The organism is Cryptosporangium aurantiacum (genome assembly GCF_900143005.1).
In the GTDB taxonomy this organism is placed as follows: Bacteria; Actinomycetota; Actinomycetes; order Mycobacteriales; family Cryptosporangiaceae; genus Cryptosporangium; species Cryptosporangium aurantiacum.
Map to the genome: position 1 here is coordinate 135,572 of NZ_FRCS01000006.1, position 22,253 is coordinate 157,824.

At 67.4% G+C, this 22,253-nt stretch carries 21 protein-coding genes; 7 read left to right on the forward strand and 14 right to left on the reverse strand.

Translation table 11 applies throughout. From position 1 onward, the window contains the following. The first annotated feature begins 475 nt into the window (after positions 1-475). Positions 476-3,031 (forward strand): FxSxx-COOH system tetratricopeptide repeat protein, encoded by a 2,556-nt coding sequence (gene fxsT / locus BUB75_RS21085; RefSeq protein WP_178379944.1) that lies wholly within the window; start codon positions 476-478, stop codon positions 3,029-3,031. Between the two features lie 32 nt (positions 3,032-3,063). Here fxsT (BUB75_RS21085) and BUB75_RS21090 read toward each other — a convergent pair whose 3' ends face one another. The 4 genes from BUB75_RS21090 to BUB75_RS45365 form a co-directional block, all read right to left on the reverse strand. Next, complete coding sequence (locus BUB75_RS21090) at positions 3,064-4,344, reverse strand: aKG-HExxH-type peptide beta-hydroxylase (protein ID WP_073259381.1); 1,281 nt, start codon at positions 4,342-4,344, stop codon at positions 3,064-3,066. After that, on the reverse strand, positions 4,341-5,558 hold the full coding sequence (locus BUB75_RS21095) for an FxsB family cyclophane-forming radical SAM/SPASM peptide maturase (protein ID WP_073259383.1): 1,218 nt from the start codon (positions 5,556-5,558) through the stop codon (positions 4,341-4,343). Before BUB75_RS21095 ends, BUB75_RS21090 begins: the two co-directional genes overlap by 4 nt. Further along, positions 5,555-5,743 carry a hypothetical protein gene (locus tag BUB75_RS21100; protein ID WP_073259385.1) on the reverse strand — a complete coding sequence of 63 codons (189 nt, stop codon included), beginning with the start codon at positions 5,741-5,743 and terminating at the stop codon, positions 5,555-5,557. Before BUB75_RS21100 ends, BUB75_RS21095 begins: the two co-directional genes overlap by 4 nt. Positions 5,744-6,077: 334 nt before the next feature. Next, positions 6,078-6,290, reverse strand: a complete 213-nt coding sequence (locus BUB75_RS45365) for a hypothetical protein (RefSeq protein WP_143175334.1) — start codon at positions 6,288-6,290, stop codon at positions 6,078-6,080. 243 nt (positions 6,291-6,533) lie between these two features. Here BUB75_RS45365 and fxsT (BUB75_RS21105) point away from each other — a divergent pair, with 243 nt between their 5' ends. Beyond that, positions 6,534-9,419, forward strand: a complete 2,886-nt coding sequence (fxsT, locus tag BUB75_RS21105) for an FxSxx-COOH system tetratricopeptide repeat protein (RefSeq protein ID WP_084741553.1) — start codon at positions 6,534-6,536, stop codon at positions 9,417-9,419. Between the two features lie 24 nt (positions 9,420-9,443). On the opposite strand, the gene BUB75_RS21110 is transcribed toward fxsT (BUB75_RS21105), so the two are convergent. Further along, positions 9,444-10,589 (reverse strand): S1C family serine protease, encoded by a 1,146-nt coding sequence (locus tag BUB75_RS21110; protein WP_084741554.1) that lies wholly within the window; start codon positions 10,587-10,589, stop codon positions 9,444-9,446. Positions 10,590-10,694: 105 nt separating this feature from the next. Then, entirely contained in the window at positions 10,695-11,195 is a 501-nt protein-coding gene (locus BUB75_RS21115; RefSeq protein ID WP_073259389.1) for a hypothetical protein, read from the reverse strand. 184 nt (positions 11,196-11,379) lie between these two features. Between BUB75_RS21115 and BUB75_RS21120 the strand changes: the two genes are divergently transcribed. Beyond that, a complete protein-coding gene (locus tag BUB75_RS21120; protein ID WP_073259391.1) occupies positions 11,380-12,870 on the forward strand; it encodes an HNH endonuclease in 1,491 nt (496 codons plus the stop codon). A 237-nt stretch (positions 12,871-13,107) separates the two neighbouring features. Then, a complete protein-coding gene (locus BUB75_RS21125; protein WP_073259393.1) occupies positions 13,108-14,214 on the forward strand; it encodes a hypothetical protein in 1,107 nt (368 codons plus the stop codon). Positions 14,215-14,354: 140 nt separating this feature from the next. Here BUB75_RS21125 and BUB75_RS21130 read toward each other — a convergent pair whose 3' ends face one another. The 3 genes from BUB75_RS21130 to BUB75_RS21140 form a co-directional block, all read right to left on the reverse strand. After that, positions 14,355-15,521, reverse strand: coding sequence for a hypothetical protein (locus BUB75_RS21130; protein WP_084741555.1), 1,167 nt, complete (start codon positions 15,519-15,521; stop codon positions 14,355-14,357). A 232-nt stretch (positions 15,522-15,753) separates the two neighbouring features. Continuing rightward, positions 15,754-16,155: a hypothetical protein gene (locus tag BUB75_RS21135; protein WP_143175335.1), complete on the reverse strand. Its 402-nt coding sequence runs from the start codon at positions 16,153-16,155 to the stop codon at positions 15,754-15,756. A 52-nt stretch (positions 16,156-16,207) separates the two neighbouring features. Next, the gene (locus BUB75_RS21140) at positions 16,208-17,068 is read right to left on the reverse strand and encodes a S1 RNA-binding domain-containing protein (protein WP_073259398.1); all 861 of its coding nucleotides are present in this window, start codon (positions 17,066-17,068) and stop codon (positions 16,208-16,210) included. Positions 17,069-17,178: 110 nt separating this feature from the next. On the opposite strand from BUB75_RS21140, the gene BUB75_RS21145 reads away from it, so the two are divergent. Both BUB75_RS21145 and BUB75_RS21150 read left to right on the forward strand, forming a co-directional pair. Beyond that, positions 17,179-17,856 carry an nSTAND1 domain-containing NTPase gene (locus tag BUB75_RS21145; protein ID WP_073259400.1) on the forward strand — a complete coding sequence of 226 codons (678 nt, stop codon included), beginning with the start codon at positions 17,179-17,181 and terminating at the stop codon, positions 17,854-17,856. Between the two features lie 81 nt (positions 17,857-17,937). Continuing rightward, complete coding sequence (locus BUB75_RS21150) at positions 17,938-18,267, forward strand: hypothetical protein (RefSeq protein ID WP_073259402.1); 330 nt, start codon at positions 17,938-17,940, stop codon at positions 18,265-18,267. Between the two features lie 38 nt (positions 18,268-18,305). On the opposite strand, the gene BUB75_RS21155 is transcribed toward BUB75_RS21150, so the two are convergent. The 4 genes from BUB75_RS21155 to BUB75_RS48875 form a co-directional block, all read right to left on the reverse strand. Further along, positions 18,306-18,530 (reverse strand): hypothetical protein, encoded by a 225-nt coding sequence (locus BUB75_RS21155; RefSeq protein WP_073259404.1) that lies wholly within the window; start codon positions 18,528-18,530, stop codon positions 18,306-18,308. 217 nt (positions 18,531-18,747) lie between these two features. Further along, positions 18,748-19,254, reverse strand: a complete 507-nt coding sequence (locus tag BUB75_RS21160) for a DinB family protein (RefSeq protein ID WP_073259406.1) — start codon at positions 19,252-19,254, stop codon at positions 18,748-18,750. Positions 19,255-19,511: 257 nt separating this feature from the next. Then, positions 19,512-20,444: a dephospho-CoA kinase gene (gene coaE, locus BUB75_RS21165; RefSeq protein WP_073259408.1), complete on the reverse strand. Its 933-nt coding sequence runs from the start codon at positions 20,442-20,444 to the stop codon at positions 19,512-19,514. After that, the gene (locus BUB75_RS48875) at positions 20,419-20,796 is read right to left on the reverse strand and encodes a transposase family protein (protein WP_425430895.1); all 378 of its coding nucleotides are present in this window, start codon (positions 20,794-20,796) and stop codon (positions 20,419-20,421) included. The genes coaE and BUB75_RS48875 overlap by 26 nt, the downstream gene beginning before the upstream one ends. A 172-nt stretch (positions 20,797-20,968) precedes the next feature. Between BUB75_RS48875 and BUB75_RS21175 the strand changes: the two genes are divergently transcribed. Further along, positions 20,969-21,484, forward strand: a complete 516-nt coding sequence (locus BUB75_RS21175; RefSeq protein WP_245806296.1) for a GNAT family N-acetyltransferase — start codon at positions 20,969-20,971, stop codon at positions 21,482-21,484. A gap of 10 nt (positions 21,485-21,494) precedes the next feature. Here the strand turns inward: BUB75_RS21175 and BUB75_RS21180 are convergent, their stop codons facing one another. Next, on the reverse strand, positions 21,495-22,229 hold the full coding sequence (locus tag BUB75_RS21180) for an SDR family NAD(P)-dependent oxidoreductase (RefSeq protein WP_073259414.1): 735 nt from the start codon (positions 22,227-22,229) through the stop codon (positions 21,495-21,497). Positions 22,230-22,253: the final 24 nt, after the last annotated feature.

Here is a 22,253-nt window from a genome sequence, read left to right on the forward strand (position 1 = left end):
GGCGGATCCGTGTTTCGGGTCGCACGGTGATTCGACCTGAAATAGCCATCGCAAGTCGTGATAGGTGTTCACTTGTGTATTCTCGCCACGCCGAGCCGCGACGTAACATCCGGCGGCCTTGACAGCTGAAGGATGTCCTTGTACGACACGCATACCACAAGGCGTGCTCGTGTGAACCACTCTGGGTCAAGAACCATTAGTCGGCTCCTTCGCCGATACTGGCAGTCGGTACCCAACGATCACCGATCCAACCGAGATTCCATCCCCAGCAGGGATTGACGCAGAATCACAGGTTGGTCGCGATAAGGCGGCACGTCGCATCCTAATTGCTTCGAACCGAAAGCACCTCATCAGCGGATAGGTTTAGCCAAGCCCTAACCCGGAACAATGTAGCGAGGTGAAGAAGGTACTCTTCCCACCGATCCGCCGAGACCGACCTCCCCCGGTCAACGTGTCTCAATCCGATGGAGACCCCGTGCGAAACCACGCAGTGCAGGACGAAGTATCGCTCAACCCGGAGCGAGTCGTTGACGGCAGTCGCCAGATCCGCGGAAACATTCCGATTCGTAACCCCGACTTTACCGGCCGAGAAGACTTGCTGGAGGCGCTCCGCACGGGGCTGTTCGACAGCCGCACAGCAGCCGTCCGTCCGCGCGCACTACACGGCCTGGGTGGCGTGGGGAAATCTCAGGTCGCACTCGAGTACATCTACCGCTTCACCGACGACTACGACCTGATCTGGTGGATCCCCGCGGAGCAGACCTCACTGGTGCTGACCTCGCTGACCAATCTTTCGAGCGATCTCGGGATCCCGCAAAACGTCGATCAGCGTCAGACCGCCGACGCGGTGCTCCGGAAGCTCGGCGAGGGAGACCGGCGCTGGCTGTTGGTCTTCGACAACGCTGATCAGCCGGGCGAGATCCTGCCGCTGGTGCCGTCCGCCGGCGGCCATGTAATCATCACTTCGCGCAACTTTGACTGGGCTGCCGGCGCGAGCGAGCCGATCGAGGTCAACGTATTCTCCCGCGACGAGAGCCTCGCGCTGCTCCGCAAGCGCCGCGATGCCACGACCGCGGAGGACGCCGATAGGCTCGCGGAAACGCTGGGCGACCTGCCTCTCGCACTGGACCAGGCCCGGGCGTGGCAGGCGGCGACCGGCATGGGCGTCGCCGAGTATCTCGACCTGTTGACCACGCATACACGTGAGTTGATGGACGAGGGTAAGCCGCCGCAGTATCCAACGACGATCGCCGCATTCGTCAGCCTCGCTCTCGAGAAGTTGCGCATCACCAATCCGGGGGCCGCTCAGTTGCTCGAGCTTTTTGCGCACCTCGGCGCAGAACCGCTATCGGTCGACATGTTGCGGCGCGCGCGAGAGGCGGCGATCTCCGAGCCGTTGCGTCCGATGCTGCGGGACGCCATTCGTCTCAACCGTGCGATTTGCGACCTGCGTCGATTCGGCTCGGCGAAAGTCGGCGCCCCTCAGCGCATCCAAGTTCACCGGCTGGCCCAGATGGTGCTGCGGGAGTCGTTGAACGATGCGCAGCTCGCGCGGAGCAAAGAGAATGTGCAACGCATCCTCGCGGCCGCTAACCCGACGGATCCGGATACGGTCGGCCGTTACGGGAACATTTACGACGAGATCGGGTCCCACATCGAGACCGCCGAACTCATTAATTCGCAGGTTCATGGTGCGCGCCACGCCGTATTGGACCAGATCCGATACCTCTACGTCGTCGGCAATTACAAGGACAGCCGAACACTCGCTGAAAAAGCTGCCGGGAACTGGGATAGGGCTACCGGAGACGGAGTAGGCCCAATGGGCGAGTTGACGCTGATCGCGAAACGCCACCTCGCCAATGCCCTGCGCGACCTCGGGAAACGGCAAGACGCGCGAGCGCTGAACGCCGAGGTTTTCGCGAGCTTCGAACAGAGCCCTGAATTCGGCCCCGATCATGAGCACACCCTGGCTGCCGCGTCCGGCGTGGCCGCTGACCTCCGGCTCGCCGGCGACTACCGCGGGGCGCTAGAAATCGACGAACTGAACGTCGAGAAGCATCGTCGGATCTTCGGGGACGAGGACTCCCTGACGCTTCGCGCGCGGAGCAACAGCGCGGTGAATCAACGCATGCTCGGGGAGTTCTCCGGCGCGTTGGACGTGGACAAGGAGCTAGCCGAGGAGTGGCGCAAGACCGTCGGCGAGGATGATCCCCGCTACATGTTCTGTGTCGTCAACAGTGCGCTGGATCTGAACGGCCAGGGCCGATACGCGGAAGCCCTCGACGCCCTGAACCGAGTGTTTCACCGCTACCAGGCCCAGCTCGGCAGTGGTCATGTCTTTGTACTGCGAGCAGCACGCGCCCGCGGCGTAGCGCTGCGCAAGACAGGTGCCTACAGCAGCGCGCTGGCCTGGTCGGGCGAGAACCTCCACGAGTGCCAGGCACGGCTCGGTGACAACCACGAGATCACGCTCGCCGCCCAGATGAGCTACGCCAACGCGCTGCGGGTGTGCGGCCGGCCGATGGACGCGCGAAAGTTGGCCACGGACGCGGTGGAACGCTACGGGCGAACCTTCGGCCCCCGACACCCGCTCACGCTCACCGCCCGGATCAACACGGCCATTGCCTACCGTGCCCTCGGCGAAGTACGGGAAGCGCGTCAGATTGATGAGGCCGCGCTTGCTGACATGACTCAACTGCTCGGCGAGGACCACGGCTACACGCTGTGCGCTGCGGCCAGCTTTGCGAGCGACCTCTCGCTCGCCCACGATGTCAGGGACGCTCAGGCCCTCTCCGAAGCGACGCTGCAACGCTCCCGCAGAGTGCGGGGCGAACTCCATCCGTACACGTTGTCGTGCGCGGTGAATGCCGCCTTGGACCTGCAAGCGACCGGCAGGGAGCCGGATGGCCTCGCTCTGCTGGAGAGGGCGGTGGCCGACCTCATCCAGGTGCTGGGCGCCGACCACCCGGAAACGCTCGACGCCGACCGCTACAAGCGCGCCGAGTGCGACATCGAGCCGCCGCCCACCTGAGGCAAAGCGTCAGCGCACCTGGCCGCGCGGGCTCAGCCCGTGCGGCCGTTGCGTTCCTGCCAGGAAACCCGCGCGCCGTCCAGCGCCTGCATCGCCGCCTCGGCCGCACGCCGTGAGACAGACGCCTTCTCCAACCGCACCAGCCGCTGCTCCAGGCCGATCGCGAGCGTCCGACCTGCCGGTGTAAGGCTCGGGGCGTCGACAAGCGCACCGATCGCAGCGCGAAGCTGCGCACGAACCAGAGCGAACTGACTCTCTGCGGCCGCCTCGTGCGAAGGCAGAACCCGGAGCCTGTCCAAAACCTCGGCAAACGCCAGGAATGCAAAGACCCCGTGGAAGAAGCCGCCGATCGGGCGCGGATCGTCTCGCCAGGGCGCGAAGTACCGCTGCGGATCCTCGGCGGCGAACAGCGGCTCGATGGCGATGACTGCGTTGAGCTTCGAGTGCTCGAACTCGTGGACCACGGTGAGGGCCAGCGCGGCTCCGGAGCCCGGCCGCGTCGCTCCCAACGCTCCGAACACGCCACTCGCTGTGGCGCTGCGCGCGACTACCGTTCCGTCGTCGTGAAGCGGAACGATTGTGCGCAAGCCGGTGCGCACCTCCTGGGCTTTGTCGTCCGCGCACGTCGTGAGCAGATGCCACGCTTCGATCCAGAGTCGCCGCCAGCGCTGGAACTCGTCGTCGCTGAGCCGATCGGCCGCTGCGACATGGAAGGTGTTCCGCGCCGGGCTGACATCGTCCAGCGTCAACAACGCCGTTTGATCGTCGGCCCCGGCGGAGAGCTGTCGTAGGGGCAGCCAGCCGTCGATCGGCGTACCGGGTTCAGGCGGCAGGTTCATCACCCTCGTCCCGCTCACCGTCAGTTGGCCGCCTCGCGCGCTCCACCGCTGGGGACCCTCGATGCCCGAACCGCGAAGCAGTCCCATCGTGGGCACCGTCGTGGAGTGTGCGGCCCGGTTGATCGTCAGGTCCGCGTCGATGCCCGAGCGGGCACCCGCCACCGCAGCCAACAGCGAGAGTTGGTCCGCGATCGCCTCCGGGCTGCCATCGATACGACGCACCGTGCTGTTGAGCCAGGCGCCGACCATCGGGTCGAGCACGACGGTGGAGGCAGCTGCGAAGTCGGCGGCGCGGGCCGCGTCGAGGACGGCAAGTGCCTCCTCACAGGAGCCCGCTCGGTCGGCGAGGTATGCGATCAACAAGAGGTGGCGGCTTAGTTGAGCGGCTCGGAGTTCGTTCAGCAGCGACGCACCGCAGAAACCAGTGGACACCTCGACCAGTTGCTCCGGCGCGAGCTCGTGGCACTGGATCATGCGGGAATCGACCCGATTGCCGGCATCGCGGAGAGGTCCGCGACGACGCGTTCGTGCACGTGGGTGATGAGCCGCTGCAGGTCCGCGCAGTAGACGGTTCGGTTGAGAAATCCGCGGTCGGACGAGTACCTGTGGGCATAGTGACCCGCGCCGCATACCCGGTGGAGCGGGCAATCGCGGCACTCACCGCACAGCGCGTTCGCACCGAGCTGGCGGGCCATGACGCCGGGATGCTGTAGCGCGCGATCGAACGAGTCGGTCGTGATGTTCAGCCCTGTCGAGCATGCCCCGGCATAGGCCGATTTCAACGAGTCAACCTGCTCGATCGCCCCGTCGGATTCGACGACGACCACCGTCACCGGACTCAACCCGACGTGCTCGGATCTGCTCGAGCCGCCGAGGATCAGACGGAGGATCTCGTCGAGCGTCTTGACGCTCGTCTCTCGACGCGGCGCCGAGTACCAACGGTCGAACACCGCGACCAGCCAGTCGCCGTAGGGGGTGTCGCCCGCGTTCTCCGGCCGGTGGGGAGGCCGAGTCCAGTTTGCGTGCGGAAGAAGGAAGTCGATGGCCGGCGGTTCGTACTCGAGCAACGCTTCATACGTGTCGCGGGGATCGGTCGTGGGGTCGACCGTGCACAGCAGCCCGGCGAAGCTCGATCGGTAGCGGTCACTGGTGAGCAGCCTGAGCGCCCGATCGACCGCACGGGAGCTACCGCGCCCGTCGGCGTACCGACGATGCCGATCGTTCGCGACGCCGATCCCGTCCAGGCTCACGCCGACTTCGATCGACTCCGCGGTGAGAAGGTCCAACATGGCCTCATCGAGAAGGATCCCGTTGGTCTGCAGGCTCAGGCGTACACCGCAGGTATCGGCGAGCGTACGCCGCAACGTCGTCGCAAAAGCGCTCAGCCGTTCCGCGCCGGCGAGTAGCGGTTCACCACCGTGGAGCACGACACGGACATCGGCCAGGTGATGGGCGCGGGCGTGCTCGCGGATCCGCAGGGCAGCGCTGTGGCAGACCTCCGCGGACATCGCTGCCGGTCGGTGTCGCCAGCTCTGGTCGGCCATTGTGTACACGTAGCAGTAGTCGCAGGCGAGGTTGCAGCGTTGATGCACCTTCAGGATGAACTCGCGGAACGCGCGCGGCCGGAAGCTCTCCCCCGCCGCGAGATCGATACCAGGGCTCGTCGGCCACGCCGGCGCCACCGTCATGGGATGTTGCCGAAGCCTGCCGTGAGTTCGCGTTGGTTGACCACGTCATCAACCACACTGCGGATGGATGCACCGAGGACCGAGTCGCCGCTGCCGACCAGGCCGAGCAGGGGGAGCTGCGTGACGTCCAAAATGACGCTGCTCGACGCCCGAGCATCCTCCGCCTCGTCGCCTGTCTCGTTCATTCACCGGCCTTCCGCGTCAGCGGCGAAGAAGGGTGGAAGGCGTTGCTGCCGGTCTTGCCCATGACAATCACGGCGGACGCCTCAGTAGGACTGGAACAGCTTCCCATACCCCTTTGCTAACGGGTGCAGTGACACGGGAGCACTGGGCTCATTGGCGGGCGCGTGGCGATGGCCGGGGCCGCGGACGTCACACCGGCAGACGGTGGCGGCTCCGCGCCGCCCGGTTCACTCGGCCGTTCGGGTCCGGGGTGAGACCCGATGATTCTCGCGGGCGGCCGGACTCGACGGCGGCTTCGCCCTGGGCACCCCGCCCCGGACCTGACCGGGGCGCTCCTCAACCCCCGTCGTGATGGTCGCCTCCTCGCGGGTGCTCGGTCTGCCGCGAGCCGCGACCCGCGAGATAGGCAGCTACGAGATTGACGAGTGAGTTGAATAGCGACGCGTCGCTCTCGGCTGTGGAGATTATGACGACGGTCAGCGCCAGGACGGCGAAGCTGCCGACCAGGGACATGTGCTTGATCAGGAAGGTCTTGAGGGATTTCTTCACCATCTTCTCCTGCAGGCCGATGACGTTTCTTTAATCGTCCGGCCACGCAGAAGACCCAAACCATCTTCTGCCGGGGGTTGCCAGAGGTTTACAGAAGGTCGCCCTCTGAGGCAGCATGCCACCTGGGGCTTGACAGAAGTTGACACAACTTGGCGTCCCGTCTGCATGCGATCGTCCCAGTTGTCCCTGATCCACCGTGGACTTGATTCAGGCAGGCCGACGTTTCCGGGGGGAGCGTGAGGGGTGGCGCCGAGCGAGCTGGTCGTCCAGTTGAACGATCTTTGGCGTGCAGCGGGCCGCCCTTCCTACCGCCGAGTGAGTAAGGCGATTGACGACAACGACGGGATGCGGGACACGGTCAGTCACGAGACGGTGAGCGCCCTGCTCAACGACAGAAAAGTGCCGCAATGGCCGAAAGTCGAATGTGTAGTGCGGCAGTTGGCGCTGATGTCCGTGCGGAAGCTGGACCCTGATGCGGAAGTTGCTCGCTTTCTTCCGCTCTGGGAGATCGCGAATAGTGAGCGTGGGGAGACGGCCGCCCCGTCTCGCACCAACGTCAACCCGAGTGGGCGTACTCCCCTGCCCTCGGCAGCAACGAACGGCCAACCATCGGACGATGTCCAACAATTCGGATCGACGCCCGCCCGGAATCCGCATTTCACCGGCCGGGACGAGCTTTTTTCTTTGGTACCGACGCTGCTCGGCCACGAGCCGTGGCGTCCGGTAATACTGCACGGTTTCAGCGGAGTTGGGAAAACCAGTACGGCGATTGAATACGTCTATCGTGAGCGGAGCCACTATGACTTGATCTGGTGGGTCGCCGCTGAGCAACCCGCGCAAGCGCGGGCCGCGCTGGTCGCACTCGGCGAGCACCTGGAACTGCCGACGAGCCAAGATATACGCCAAACCATTCGCAGCGTCCTTCTCCATCTGGAGTCCGCAGACTTCCGCTGGCTGTTGGTCTTCGACAATGCCGCCGGTTCTGAAGAAATCGCCGAGCTTCTTCCTGCTGCTGACGGCGCAGCCGGAGGGGCCGTCATCGTGACGACGCGTGACTCCGCCTGGCTCGACCGAGGACGAGCGGTGCTCGTCGACGTTCTTCCCCGGCCGGACAGCATTCGTCTTCTACAACGCCGCGGCGACATCACCTTCGATGACGCAGACAGACTCGCGTCCTATCTCGGCGATCTGCCGCTTGCCCTTGAACAGGCGGCAGCGATGCGGGCGGAAACTCGGATTACCGTGGCGGACTACGTGCGCCTTCTGGACGAAGACGCATACGCCGTCCTCGACACGAACCAGCCCCCAGGTTATCGGGCAACGGTGGCAGGTGCATTCCGGTTCGCTTTTACGCGGCTTCGCCGCGAGCGCCCAGCCGCGGCCCAGCTTCTCGAGTTGCTCGCGTGCCTCAGCGCTGAGCCTATCGCGCTCGCCTTTCTTCGCAGCTCGGGCGAACGACTGGTTCCGCCGTCCCTGAGCCGTCTCCTGCAACGCGACGACCAGCTCGACGACGCTGTACACCTGCTGCGTCGCTACGGCCTGCTGACTACCGTCGACGGGGCTCAGCGTCTGCAGGTGCACCGTCTGGTCCAGTTGATAGTACGCGATCACCTGCTCACCGAACACGAACGGGAGCGCGCTTATCGCAACGCGAGCTTACTATTGGTTGCGGCCAACCCCGGAAATCCCAATGATCAGATCAGTTGGGAAATGCACAAAGAGGTGAGCCCGCACGTTCGTCCGGCACGCTTGATCACGTACACCGATAGAGCAGTGCGTCGCGTGGTGCTCGACCAAGCCCGTTTCCTCTACCTGAGCGGTGACTTCGCTGCGAGTCTGCGGCTAGCTGAAGAGGCACTGAGAGCATGGGCGGGGCCCGAGGGCGCCTGGGAAAACGAACACGCCGACGACGCCTGGGACGACGACGAGACCTTTTCCTGCCTCAATGCGATAGTCACCGCGCTATGTAGCCTCGGCCGCTACCAGGAAGCCGGTGTACTGGCCGAGAGGATGCTGAATCGACTCAACGCCCTACCCGAGTTCGGCCCTGACCACACGCTGACCGCCGGCGTGGTCAATACGGTGGCGTACGCGCGCCGCGCGCTGGGTAACTACACGGAAGCCCTCCAACTCGATCAGTACCGAATCGATTTCTGCACCCGCCGGGGCCTCCGCCCGGAACTCCAACGAGCCCGCAGCAACCTCGCTGTCGGCCTTCGAGCAACGGGCAACTTTCGTCGGGCCCACGAGATCGACCGGGCACTGTTCGAAGAGCGCAGGCACGAGTTGGGCGAGGATCATTATCTGACCGTCTTCTCAGCCTCGAACTTGGCGCGCGACCTTTACGGTCTAGGTCGGTACGCCGAGGCGCTTCGCCTGCAGGAGCGGAGCCTGCCCGCATTGCGAGCGAGGCTCGGACTGCAACATCAGCAGGTCATGTGGGCAAACCGCACGGTAGCGGTCTGTTTACGGAAGACTGGACGCCTTCTCGAGGCCCTCCACCACAGCGACAATCATTTCCGCGCGTGCACGGACGAGTTCGGCGCCGAACACGCTGACGCGCTCGCAGCCTGTTTGACGTACGTGAATTCCATCCGCGCGATCGCCACGGCCGATCCGGATAATTACGCCAACTCTCTTCCTGCTGCGTACAACCTCAGCCTTTTCGCCGTGAGCGCTTACCGGCGGGTGTTCAACGAACGAAACCCGCTCACATTGGCGGCCGCGACCAATCAGGCGGCGATCCTGCGAGCGATGGGACAGCGCAACCGCGCGCGCATTACCGCGCAGACGGCATACCACGGACTCGAACCGCTGGGTCTGACCCACCCGTACACTCAGGCGGCCGCTATCGGGTTAGCCAATGATCTGGTCACGGCACACGAGGAAGATGACGCCATCCGCCTCTTGCAGACCGTGACGTCGATGACGCCGGAGAGTCGCAGAAGTCATCCGGACATCTTGGTGGGCGAGATCAATCTGGCGCTCATTACCAATTCGACCGCCGACGAACCGGTCCGGCGGGCGCTGGACGCACTCCAACGGGCCCTGGGGTCTGACCACCCAGATGTTTTGGCGGCAAAACGAGGTGCGCGCCTCGAATGCGACATCGAACCCCCGCCATTCTGAGCTAGCCCCCGCAGCCGGGCGGCGTCACGGAGGGCTGCCGAGCGTGAGCGTGGTTCGCTCGGCGGTCCCGGCCCGGGTGTACTCGACCGCGACCTGGTCTCCGGGCTTCTTGCTCACCACCGCGAGGAACAGGCTGTCCGCGCCCGCCGTCGGCCGACCGTCGACCGCGGTGATGACGTCCCGGGGGCGAAGGCCCGCCTGCTCCGCCGGGCCTCCGGACGTTACCGACTGCACGAACAGCCCGTGGGTCACGCCGAAGCGCTCGGCCGTCGCCGCGGGGATCGGCACCGCCACCATTCCCAGGTACGGCGGGCTGAACTTGCCTTGGTCTATCAGCTGGTCCGCGACCACGGTGGCCACGTCGACGGGGATCGCGAAACCGAGACCGACGCTGCCGCCGCCGGGGTCTCCCGACGCGGTGGGCACTGTGGCGATCGCGGTGTTGACTCCGATCAGCTTGCCGGCGCAGTCGACCAAAGCCCCGCCGGAGTTGCCCGGGTTGATCGCCGCGTCGGTCTGGATAGCGCCGGGAAGTACCGCGGTCTGGCCGTCCTCTGAGGGGACCGGCACATCGCGGCCGAGCGCGCTGACGATGCCGCTGGTCACGGTCCCGGTGAGGCCGAGCGGTGAGCCGAGCGCGACAACCGGCTGGCCGACCTTCAGCGGCGCGGACCGACCGATCGGGATGGTCGATACGCCCTCCGGCGGGTCGGCCCTGACCACCGCGAGATCCACCTCGGGCGCTCGCCCGACCACGGTGGCGCGCACGGTCTGCCCGCCGCTGAATAGCACGTCGATCGTGCCGGTGGACCCCGCCGGGGAGATCACATGGTCGTTCGTGAGGATGTACCCGCCGTCGCGGATGACCTCCCCGCTGCCGTTGCCACCTGACGTCCCGTTGGAGACCAGCAGCGTCACTACCGAAGGCTGCACCTCGGCGGCGACGGTGGACGCCACACACGAGGCTGCGGCGACATCCGAGGTCGCGGCAGCCTCGGCGGTCTCGTCATCGTCGTCAGTCGCCCAGTACACGACCGCGCCGCTCAGCAGCCCCGAGACGAGCCCGATCGCGATCCCCGCCGCGGCCAGAGCCCAGATCGACCGCGGGCCACGGGTGCGGGTCGGCGGCGCCGACGCCGCGTCCGCATTCGTGCTCGGTGGCGTCCCCATTCGGTCACCTTCGCCGGGTGAGGTCGGTCTCCACCTCGTCCTCGCCGGGTGATTCAGGGCGGGCTGCAATGCCCTCGCTGTGGAGATACTTGACGCCGCAGAACATCAGCGGTTGTCGCGGCGGGCCTGGCGCCGGGCGCCGCTGGCCCGGGTCGAGGCGCGCTGTTTCGGGATGCCGGCGTGGTCGGGTGTCCGATCCAGCCGCTGCGACGCGCGTCGCCGCGCTGCCGGGGCTTCCGGAGGACCTGGCGGCACCGGGTTGCCCTGCCGCTCTGCCTCGGCCAGCCGCTCGGCGCGCAGCGTCGCGGCGCTCTCCCGCGCCACCGCAGCGAGCCGCTCGCTCACCCGGGCCAGTGCCTCCTCGAACACCTCGGCTTTCGCCCGGCTGCGGGTGTTCTTCGGGTAGGCCTTTCCCCGGCCGCCGATGTCCTCGACCCGGGCTGCTGCCTGCCGCCGGTACAACTTGACCTGCTTGTTCCGTGCACGCCGTACCCGGGTGTGCAACTCGACCAGCGCATCCTCGTCGAGACTCGTCAGCCGTTCCGGCTCTGTTTCCCGGGCCAGCAGCAACTCCGTCTCGGTGAGCGAGTTGAGTAGCGCGTCCATCTCCCGGCCTCCTCGGTCGCCTCGCCGTGTGCATCAGCGCACGATGTCGACGATTGCCGACGTCGGACGGCAGCGACTCATGCCCAGAGGATGAAGACTGGGCTGGCTGGCGGTGGCCTGCGCGATCCTCATATGTGCCTGTGGACAGCGGTTTTCTGTCGGTGGGCGGCGATAGCATTCGCACATGGGTTCGAAGTTCGAGCGCGCCGTCGCGGCGTTGCGGGAGCTGGCCGAGGATGACCTCGGCGGGTTCCCCGACGCCGGGCAGCTCGACCGGGTCCGCGAATGGCAGCACCTACAGCATCTGGTCGACGCGAACCTCGCCACGACGATCGGCGCGGTCCACCGGCGCGGCGCTGTCGGGCACGACGGCGCCCCGACAACCAAGTCCTGGCTGCAGGGCCGGTTGAAGCTCACTTCGACCGAGGCCGGGAAGTTCGTCGACACCGCCCGCGCCCTACCGGAGTTGCCGCGATTCGCCGAGGCGCTGACCGCGGGCAGGCTGCCGCTGGCGCATGCGGCGGTGGCGGCGTGGCTGTACCGCAAGGTCAACGCGGTAGACCCGGGCCTCGTCGCCCGGGCGGAAGAGATGCTGTTCCCGCACGCGGAGAAGCTGAACTCCGCCGAGCTACGGCAAGTCGCCAAACGGATCCTGGAACACCTGGTCCCGGAGAAGGACCACCCGCCAGAGCCGGAACGGTCGGTGTTTCTGGCCCAGACCTACGACGACATCTGGGACCTCAAAGGCAGCCTCTCCCCCGAATTCGGCGCGATGCTCCAGACCTACTTCACCTCGATGCCCAAGCCCGATCCTGACGACACCCGGTCAGCGGCCGAGCGTCGGCACGACCTGATGGCCGAGTTGGTGCGGCGGATCCTCGACAGCGGCGAGCTGCCCACCAACGGCGGTGAGCAGCCCCACCTCACCGTGCTCGTGCACGTCGACGATCTCCGCCACACCCCCAGCGGTCGCACCGTCCTCAGAAGCCGGGACACAGCCGGAAGCTGGGACAGCACCGGCGACTGGGACAGCACCGGCGACTGGGACAGCACCGGCGACTGGGACTGGGACATCGTCGCCGACTGGCTGACCGACCCCGATCCCGACCTCGCCCCTGCGCCGGAGCCGATGGCAGCGGGAGCGGCGGCCGGGATGGCGGCGGGGAACACGCCTGGGACGGTCCAACCCCGCGCATCCTGGCCGGGTCACCGCGGAGCTGGCGACGACAGCGCCACTGACTTCGCGCCGACGCTCCGGTTCGGACGGATTCCCGGACCCGGCGACGGCGGACGCACGGACTACGGCAACCACCTTCCCCTAGCCGCAGTCCACCGCATCAGCTGCGACGCCGCCGTCAACCGCATCGTCCTCGGGCCCGGAGATGTCCCCCTCTCCGCCGGACGACGAGCCCGGGTGGTGCCACCCACCATGAGACGCGCCCTCGTCATTCGCGACGGCGGCTGCCGATTCCACTACTGCACGCGACCCGCCCAATGGACCCAGGCCCACCACGTCGTGCATTGGTCTCACGGCGGACTGACCGATATGAGCAACCTCGTATTGCTTTGCGATTTTCATCACCACCGCGTCCACGACGAAGGCTGGACTCTCGAATTCGACGGACGGGAACTCACCATCCGCCGACCCGACGGCACCACCCTCGACCCACCCTGAGCCCCCGGGCACGCAGGCACGCAGGCACGCCCCGGAGCGCGGACATGCGCTCCGGGGCGTCCTGCTGCCCAGAAACGGTGCCGCCCAGAAACGGTGCCGCCCAGAAACGGTGCCGCCCAGAAACGGTGCCGCCCAGCGACGGCGCTACCCAGCGACGAGGGGTCGCTCCCGCGGCTATGAGAGCGGGTTGCTCGCAGCCACACAGGGCTGGGCCACGTGAGCCGTAGGATCGCGCATGTGGCCGATCTCGTCGCGCGGTTCGGCAAGCTTGCCGACGAGTACGAATCCCGGAAGAGTGCGGCGACCGCGCTTGTCGAGCGCTGGGATTGGTACACCTGGCCGGGCCTCGATCTGCGGCCGTTGTTCTTCGAGCGGGACCTGCTCAAGCCCGGCCGGCGGATGGAGACCCGCCCGCCGATGGATCAGAACGTGATGCGGATCGGCTTCGACGCCGCGGGCCGCATGACGGTGACCGAGGGCTACAGCGGTTTCCTGAGCGGCCGTCTGCACTACGAGACGTTCGTCCGCTACGACGGTGAAGCGGTCGAATCAGCGCACTTCGATCCGATGGGCCCGGTCTACCTCCACGAGTACCGCTTCGACGGCACCCTGATGCGCTCGGCGCACACCGTCGCGAGAGGCGGCTCGGGACGGGAGACCTATGCCTATTCCAGCGGACGGATCAGCCGTGTCGAAATCGAGCATGATCGTCGCCCTCGGTCGGTGCTGACGGCGGAGCACGACGACCGTGGACTGGTCAGTCTCGTCGAAGTCGTGGGCCAATTTTCCACGATGCGCTACGAGCGACCACCGGCGGGATTCGACCTTGACGCGGAATGCCAGGCGGTAGCGGACTCACTGGTGGAGCGGATTCCGGCTGTCGCGGCACGACTCGCGGTCGATGGGCCAGTCGACTGTGTCGCACTCAGCTACTACCGAGCGGCCCCGTTGTCCTTCGAGATAGCTGCGGCCACCGCGGACGAGCGTGCCGAGTTGCGATCAGTCGACCCGGAGCTTGCCTGGTCGCCGGCGGAGTTCGACGCCAACGCCGACATCGACCTCGACGAGGTGGGATCGCTCCGGTTGGTCCGGCAGGAGCTCGCTCTGCTCGATGCCGAAGACGTTGACGCCGCCGCCGGGGCACAGGTTGGCCGGCGGCTGCTCTGCGCGGTTGCGGCTCGATTGAACCTGCTCGACTGGTCGCGCACCCTGACGGTGACCGACGACTTCGTGGTGTACGCGGTCGACCTCGAGCTGGTCGACCTGGAGGCGAACTTGGCCGACTGCCTCGCACCCGACCGCCTCGCCCGCTTACGCGAGCGCGGTTGGTGGCCGAACAGCTAGCGGAGTATCACCCGTCCACTGCGGCAGGTCAGCGCCCACGCGGCCGCCGCCACAGGGTGGAACGCCGGCCGTGGCGGGCGAATCACGGAACCGCAGGGGATGGTGCATGGCGTGGCCACAGGACCCGAGGTCTGACCCGCTCAGCGTCGTCCCGAGACGGTCCACACCACCGGCGTGGTGCCACCGGTGAACGACCGGTCGGCGAGCACCCGACCGCCGCCCGCGATGTCAGCGGCCGCGGTCAGCCCTATGAGCGGCTGGTCCGGACGCGAGTCGGCCGGTAACGGCAGTGCGGTGATCGCGCCACGCCACCAGACCACCGGCCGCCGGATTCCGGCCGCGTCCTCGCTCTCGCCGAAGATCAGACCGCTGTCGGTGATGAACCACGCCCTGGCCGATCGGCCGCCCAGCGTGCCGAGTTCGCGGACCTGCCCGCCGGACCACAGCAGCGCCCGCCACGTCCCATCGGGCGCGTCGGCCCAGCCGACGATCCGGCCGTGGTTGTCGATGTCCCTGGCCTGGCCGGTGCTCAGGCCGGTCGGCATCGGCAGCTGGCGCACCCGGCCCCGGACGGTGTGCTGCGGCCGGAGAGCCGCGTCGGAACCGACCAGCTCACCGTTTCGGCCCACGTCGCGGAAGCGGTAGTTCTCGCCGTCCCCGATGTATCGCACCGGGCCGCCATCCCACTGGAAGACCTGGAAACGCGGACCGGTCACCACGTAGCCGGTGACCAGGCCGGCGTTGGTCAGCTCCAGCCCGAGCAGGCGGCCTCCGGGGAACTGGTGGGAGTGCAGGATCCGGCCGCCGCGCCACAGGGCAAGGGTGTCCGGCTCGCCGCCGGGCGCCGAGTAGGTGAACGCCACCGTGCCGCTGTCGTTGAGGGCCGCGGCGTCGCCGGCCGAGGTGCCCGCTGGGTTGATTCGGGTGCGGGACCCGTCCAGTCCCCAGAACTGCACTTCCCGGCCGCTGCCGCCGGGCGTCGTCGTGGTCAGGACCGCCTGGCCGCGGGAATTCAGGTCGACCGGCAGCACGTACTCGGCCGCGCCGCCGATCAACTCGGTGCGGCCGCCCCGGATCCGGAACGCCTGCTGCACCTGCACCGGGTCGTAGTCGATGGTGTTCATGCCGATGACGTCGCCGCGGCTGTTGACGTCGATGCCCCGGGCCTCATGGCCGCTGACCTTGCCGAGGTCCGTGAGGGCGATTCGCGGTGGCGGCGGCTTCGGTGCCGCTGCGGCCGGTGCCGCCACCGCGGCGACGACAAGGGCTGTGACCAGTCCGGCCCCGAGGGCCTTCACTACCGACATGTCCGCGCGCTCCCGTTGACTCGGCGACGCTGCCAGCGCGCGGTGGCGCCGTGGCGGTCAGGCTCTCACGGGGTCGTCGGCCCGGGCGACGGTTCGATGCCGCTGTACCGCTTCAGGGCCGGCACTATTCAGGTACCGGGCCGGGCGGTGATGGCCGGCGGTTTCGGCTGAATACAGTACGGCCGCGCCTGTATTCGATGACAGTGCTCGTGGCAGGAACGCCGAGGACTACCTACTGCTTCACGATGGGCATCTGCACTTCTATCGACATGCGTGGGCTCTCGACCGACTGCTGACCGATCTCGTTCGGCTGGAATACGAAGTGCTCACTGTCGACCTGTCCACCTGCGTCGAACCGTCCGCGATGCGTGGTGCCGTCATTTCCGCCGTACCGGGCTGGCCCAGTGGGTATGGCCAGGGAACATGGCTCGGGTTCCGCGACGGTCTCACCGACTGCCTGCTCGACGCTGACCGGCCGCAGGTCGTGCTGGTCATCAACGGCTGGGACCAGGTCGCGGCTCATGCCCGCTGGCATCTCCTGTTCGGGCGGCGGCTCATCTGCCTGATCGAAACCGACGACGTCGACCTCCAACTGCGCGAACTCGGCGGCGAGGAGGTGGGGTGGAATCGACACGAGTGGATGCATCTCCATCGGTCAGGAGCTCGCATGCCACCCTGGATACAGGCTACGAACGAGGAGTGAAGCCCCCGCTCCCATCGCGACTGTTGTGGCCGGCCCCGCTGCGGCGGCGCGAGAGAGCGAGCCGGCGCCGCACCAGGTCGATGTCGGTGACGATGGCCGCAACCTCGTCGCCCTCTCGGACCGCTTGGTCGGGTGATTCGAGGGGTGCGGCGGGGAGCTCACTGAGGTGAATCAGCCCTTCGATGCCCTCCGCGACGCGGACAACGGCTCCGAAGGGCAGCAGCCTGGTGACCGTGCCGTGCAGAGCCTGCCCGACGTGAGTGTCACGGGCGAACTGCTGAAAGGGATCCGGTTGGGTGGCGCGCAGCGACAGCCGAGCCTCACCGTTGCTGGTGTCAAAGGCGAGGACCTCGCAGGTGACGTACTGTCCCACGGCGACGATCTCGAACGGATCCTCGAAGCTGCGCCAGGAAAGCTCGGGCATGGTGATGAACCCGACGCCGGGGAAGGACGGATGCTTCGGCCCCTCGTCCAGATCGACGAAAATGCCGAAGCTTTCGACGGCCGCCACCGTGCCGGTCAAGCGCTGTCCTCGGCGCAGCGCCGTGAGGAAGGCCCAGAGCTGAGGGTTCTCCGTCGCTGACCGCGAGAGCCGAACCGTGCCGCTCCGCGGGTCGACGGCGATGACTTCAGCGGAGACCCGATCACCGACCTGCAGGATCGTCGATCGGCGGAAGGACCGCCAGGAAAGATCAAGAGAGCCGATGACGCCGACCGGCGCGCCGGCGAAGGCATCGAGGAGCACCGTCGTCTGCGAGCGCGTGACCTCTGCCACGGTGCCGGTGAGGATATCGCCGACGTTCACGGTGGCCAGAAACGCGGCAAGAAGCTGATCGTCCGCCATTGTCCCGGTGACTGTAGGACTCCTGGACAATGACGCACAACGATCCGTCCACTTTGGTATGCCCGGCGAGGTGGCAGTGCCGGTAGCGACCCGTGGAGGGGTGAGGCGCGATGCCGCGCCCGGAGCGTCCGGTGGACCCGGCTGACGGGCCGGTGCAGATGCTCGCGGCGGAGCTTCGTGATCTGCGCCGGCGGGCGGGCAACCCGGGGTACCGGGAACTGGCCGCCACAGCTGGCTACTCGGCGGCGGCGCTGGCCAACGCTGCGGGCGGTCGTCGGCTGCCGAGCCTGCCGGTGACCCTCGCCTTCGTCCGGGCGTGCGGCGGGGCGCCGGAGGTCTGGGAGCGGCGGTGGCGGCAGGCCTCCGCTGAATGGGTGGCGGCGCAGGAGAACGGCTCGCGACAGCCCTCGCCGGCGAACGGACAGCCGCCGTATCTGGGCCTGATCGGGTACGGCGTGGACGACGCGGATCGCTTCTTCGGACGGCGGGCGATCGTGGCGCGGTTGGCGGAGATGCTGGACGAGCACCGGTTCGTGGCTGTGTTCGGGGCGTCCGGCAGCGGCAAGTCCTCGTTGCTGCAGGCCGGGTTGATCCCCCTATGGCGGGTCGGCTGCGACGGCACACTTGTGAAAGCACTGCTGGCCGTCGGGCCCCAGACCGAGGGCGCCGTGCGTACCGCGCAGGGCCGCGAGGGCGTCGCCGCAGATGGCCGATTCGGGCCCCATCACGAGCGCCAACTTCAAGTTCCAGATCTACGACCACTGGAACGGCGGATCCCACACGGGTGACTGCGCCCACCGCTGAACCTCGACCGCGGTGCCCGCACGGCCCCTGGCCGTGCGGGCTGAGCAGTCGGCTACGGTCCCCGCATGCGTGACGACGACAGACCCACCCTGGTGACCCTCGTACCCGACGGCTACCAGACCGAGTACGTCGGACGCCTTTCCGATGGGCGCCAGTTCGTCCTCACGTGGCCCTTCATCATGGGCCGCCCGGCGGGCGGTCCCACCGATTTCACCGCGGTGTATCTGTTCGACTCAGCAGGTCGGTTCCTCGACGCGCAGATCCAGCCACTCCCCGTGGACCTGCCGTCCACGGGCCTCCAGCCGTTTCTGGACAGCCGTCTCGCCGAGCTCGGCGAGGTCGTGGGTCAGCGCGGAACCCGGGAACTACCTAGCGTTCTCCGAGCCGTGGGATAGCGGCGACTACGACACCTGACACGACCCTGCGCCGATACTCAGATCGTGCCGGCCTCCGTCGGCAGGCCGGACCCGGCTCGAGTTCGGCGCAGCCGGCCGGTCCGAATCCAGCCCACCCAGACGCGGCGGAGCGGACCGACGGCGCTCAGCGCGGTCACCAGCAGGACCGTGAGAAGAAGGACGGCCGCCGGATCAGGCGTGACGAACCCACCGATCAGCAGCCAGAGCGCCAGCGGCACGACGATCGCCCGAGCCACCGTCATGATCGTTGAGGATGCCCAGCGCAGCGTCATGCCGCCTATCTTCCCGCGTGCTGGCGAATCGGCGTGCCTCGGTGAGGAGCGATCCGTCGTGATGCTCGGACGGGGATGTCGGGCCGGGCGTCGGAGCGCAACTGACCGGCACCGATTCCTACCGCCTCGCCCAGGCCAGGACCCGTACCGAACAGGCAGGCTAATAGCCCTCGTCGCTGGCAGGGACTCACTCGCCGGTCATGCCGTCGATCCGTTCACGGAGCAGATCCGCGTGACCATTGTGACGGGCGTATTCCTCGATCATGTGGAGCAGGACATAGCGCAGCGAGAAGACCTCGCCCTCGAAGCCCACCGTCGTGTCCAACGACGGCTCAGCCTCCACGATCGATCGGGAGCGAGCGCACGCTGCCCGCCAAACCTCGAACGCTTCCTCGGCGCTAGCCTGCGTCGCGTCGAACTCGGCATAGGTGCCGTTGACCATCCCGGGCCAGTGAGCCTCTGCTTTCTCGCCGCTCCACGCAGCTTGAAACCAGCTTCGCTCGACCTCGGCGGCATGCCGGACCAAGCCCAGCAGGGACAGGCCCGAGGGCGGCACCGCCTTCTCCCGCAGCTGTTCCTCGGTCAGGCCCTCGCACTTCCAGGCCAGCGTCTGACGCTGATAGTCCAGGAACGCCACCAGCGACTCGCGGTCGCCAGCGGTCCGAGGCGGCTGGTCCCGGCGATCATCATCCACATGCGCATGATGCCCGACGCGCGGCCGCAAGCCCGGTGCTGCAGCCGCTGCCCGGCCCGGCGTGGCGCGGCCCACCTCCCCGTCGAGGGGTTCCAAACTTTCTGGCCGCCCTCCGGGCGCTAGCGCTCGGCCAGAAACTTCGACCTCGTCCCTTGACGGCGAGCCTCCAGGACCGTGCCAGGCCCCGATAGGCGTTCGCAGCTCGGCGCATGAATGCGCGTCGCTGGGGTCAGCGCGTGCGCGATCCGCAGCGCATTTCAGGGCTGCCAACCGCTGCGCTGAGCCCACCGGGCTGCCCGCGTCAGCGCAGCGTGGATCCAGGGCATCTTGTCGCGGCTGTAGTCATCGACATGGGTCCCATCAGCTGCCAGGCCACGCTTGAGTGCGGCATACTCCATCCGCTCGGGAGGGGTCGCACGCAGCCAGTCCCGGAACAGCAGCGCCTGACGCCACACCGGCGCGTCCACCGCCCGGATGTTGATGTTGACCGGGCGTCCCGGGTCGGCGTCGACGACCACCTCCTCGGGGTGCTCGACGCCGTACTGGTCCAGGCCGGTCCAGCGTCCCGCTCGGACGAACCCGGCAACCCGCACGGCCTCCGCCACCTCGACGGCGTTATCAAGGTCAGCGACGACCATTTGGATGTCGATGAGGTCCTTGGCGGGTAGGCCGGCGACGGAGGTGGAGCCGATGTGGTCTACGCGCAGTATCCGGCCATCCGCGGCGGCTACCAGCCTGGCGATCAGACGGCGGGCCTGCACCGGCCAGGTGGGATCGGAACCGGACAGCACCGGCTGGCGGCGCCTTGGAGCCCGCCGACCATCCCGTAGGTTCGCCTCGAACGGCACCAGACGATCACTCCACACCTGCGACACGGCGCGGCCCAGCTCGTCGGCCGCGACGCTGGTGTCAATACACACGTCAGCGGCCTCCTGCGAAGAAACGTCGAAGCCCGCCCCCGGCACGCCAGCCAGCAGCACCAGAGGAAGCACCGCAGCCGATCCAGCGACCGCCGCCGGTGGGACCCGCTGGATGACGATGGCGTCGCTGCCCTCGACCTGTTCCCGCGTCAGCCCTACATCAGGCCCTGCGGCGTCAGCCGGGACCGGACCGACAACCGTCGCACCGAGTTCCGCTAGCAACCCGGCCAGGCCGGGCCCCGCTTCATCGATCAGCCCGATTTTCAACACGTTCAGAGCCTATCCACCGTGGAAGAACCGGCCAACGAGCACCGGCTCGACCGGCCAGCGCCAGCCCCAAGGCGGTCAACATCCGCCGCAGCCCATCGGTGCAGCGCGCCCACCGGCGCGTCAACCCGGCGACCTGCTCGACGAATGTCCTTTTCTCGCCGGCGGTGTTGTCGCAGAAGAACCGGCGCACCCGCAGCCAGATCCAAGTGGACCGACCAGCCGCCGGCGGGTCGGCGATCCTGCGCCGATACCGCGAATGCACTCGCGTCGAGGACGCGGCGCACTCTGGACATTCGGCTCGCTGACCACGAACTCTGGCAGCCAGCAGCACTCCAGACTCGCCGCGAACCACCTCATCGATCTCGATCCCAGCCAGATGAGGCAGCAACTCTTGACGGCGTCACACCGCTGGACAACGAGCCACGGACGCGTCAATCACACTCTTTGAGCCAGAACCTACAACTGCCGAGCCAAATCAGATGCGGACAGTAGGTCGCAACGCCGTTGGAGGAGCCGATGTGTCGATGGTGCTGATCCAACCCTGGACCGAGACAGACCTGGACTTGCTCCGGCGCATCAACACTCCCGCGATGAAGATGCATGTCGGTGGGCCGGAGACCGAGTCGGCACTCCTGGTGCGACACGGCCGCTATCTGAACTTTCCTCGCGAGGGGAAAGGGTGCATGTTCAGCATCCGGCTCCGCGCGACCGGCGACCCGGTCGGTAGCGTCGGTTACGCGGAGCGGACGTGGCAGGGCGAAGCAGTCTTCGAGATGGGCTGGAATGTGCTGACGGAGTTCCAGGGCAGGGGCATCGCGGGCAAGGCTGCGGCAGCAGCCGCGGCTCACGCTGCCGGAACCGGCCGGTTGCGGTGGCTGCATGCGTTCCCATCGGTGGACAACACGGCGTCCAACGCGGTGTGTCGCCGGGTCGGATTCGAGCTGGCCGGCGAGTGCGCCTTCGAGTTCCCGCCCGGCCGGTTCATGCGCAGCAACGACTGGCGGTTGGACCTGCCGGCGTTCGCCTCCCCGATCGAGTAGTGCACGGGCGTCACCAGGGGATGACGCCGTCGTCGTTGAAGAACGAGCCGGTCGGGCTTCCGTCGGGCAGCGTGGCGAGACGAATCGGTGTGGCGGCGGCCTCCCGAGGCGAACGCCCGTGGAAGCCGGTGAAATCGGTCGCGACCAGGCCCGGGCAAGCAGCGTTGATGAGGATGCCCGTACCGGCGAACTGACGTGCGTAGTGCACGGTGACGGCGTTGAGGTACGACTTCGTCGGTGAGTAGGCCGCCATGATCGGGCCGACGTTGATGGCCGGGTCCGCCTGCCAGGTCACCGACCCGACGCTGCTGGAGACGTTGACGATGCGCGGCGACGCGGAGCGTCGCAGGAACGGCAGCATCGCGTTGGTCACCCGGATGACCCCGTAGACGTTGGTCTCCACGACCTGGCGGACGACGTCGAGGTCGAGCGTGGTCGGGTCCTGCGTCCATCCCGGTCCCGTCTCCCCCGAGATGCCGGCGTTGTTGACGAGAACGTCCAGGCGTCCGCCGTGCCGTCGGATCAGTTCCGCGGCCGCGGTGACACTCCGGTCGCTGGTGACGTCCAGCGGGACCGCGAACGCGTCCACCCCGGCGGCGTGCAGCGTCCTGACGGCGGCGTCGCCTCGGGCCTCATCCCGGGCACCCACCGCCACCCGGTAACCCCTGGCGCCCAGGCCGGCCGCGATCTCGAATCCGAGTCCCTTGTTCGCGCCGGTCACCAGCGCGGTCTTCGTGTTGCTCATGTCCTTGATGCTGGCTCGCCGCCG

Bases quoted from the DNA above. Each gene is read 5' to 3' on its own strand.
- BUB75_RS21110 (WP_084741554.1), bottom strand. From the start codon at position 10,589: ATGGGGACGCCACCGAGCACGAATGCGGACGCGGCGTCGGCGCCGCCG.
- BUB75_RS21140 (WP_073259398.1), bottom strand. From the start codon at position 17,068: ATGGCGGACGATCAGCTTCTTGCCGCGTTTCTGGCCACCGTGAACGTC.
- BUB75_RS21090 (WP_073259381.1), bottom strand. From the start codon at position 4,344: ATGATCCAGTGCCACGAGCTCGCGCCGGAGCAACTGGTCGAGGTGTCC.
- BUB75_RS21115 (WP_073259389.1), bottom strand. From the start codon at position 11,195: ATGGACGCGCTACTCAACTCGCTCACCGAGACGGAGTTGCTGCTGGCC.
- BUB75_RS21145 (WP_073259400.1), top strand. From the start codon at position 17,179: ATGCCGCGCCCGGAGCGTCCGGTGGACCCGGCTGACGGGCCGGTGCAG.
- BUB75_RS21150 (WP_073259402.1), top strand. From the start codon at position 17,938: ATGCGTGACGACGACAGACCCACCCTGGTGACCCTCGTACCCGACGGC.
- BUB75_RS21180 (WP_073259414.1), bottom strand. From the start codon at position 22,229: ATGAGCAACACGAAGACCGCGCTGGTGACCGGCGCGAACAAGGGACTC.
- BUB75_RS21130 (WP_084741555.1), bottom strand. From the start codon at position 15,521: ATGTCGGTAGTGAAGGCCCTCGGGGCCGGACTGGTCACAGCCCTTGTC.
- BUB75_RS21175 (WP_245806296.1), top strand. From the start codon at position 20,969: ATGGTGCTGATCCAACCCTGGACCGAGACAGACCTGGACTTGCTCCGG.
- BUB75_RS21155 (WP_073259404.1), bottom strand. From the start codon at position 18,530: ATGACGGTGGCTCGGGCGATCGTCGTGCCGCTGGCGCTCTGGCTGCTG.
- BUB75_RS21120 (WP_073259391.1), top strand. From the start codon at position 11,380: ATGGGTTCGAAGTTCGAGCGCGCCGTCGCGGCGTTGCGGGAGCTGGCC.
- BUB75_RS21100 (WP_073259385.1), bottom strand. From the start codon at position 5,743: ATGAACGAGACAGGCGACGAGGCGGAGGATGCTCGGGCGTCGAGCAGC.
- BUB75_RS21095 (WP_073259383.1), bottom strand. From the start codon at position 5,558: ATGACGGTGGCGCCGGCGTGGCCGACGAGCCCTGGTATCGATCTCGCG.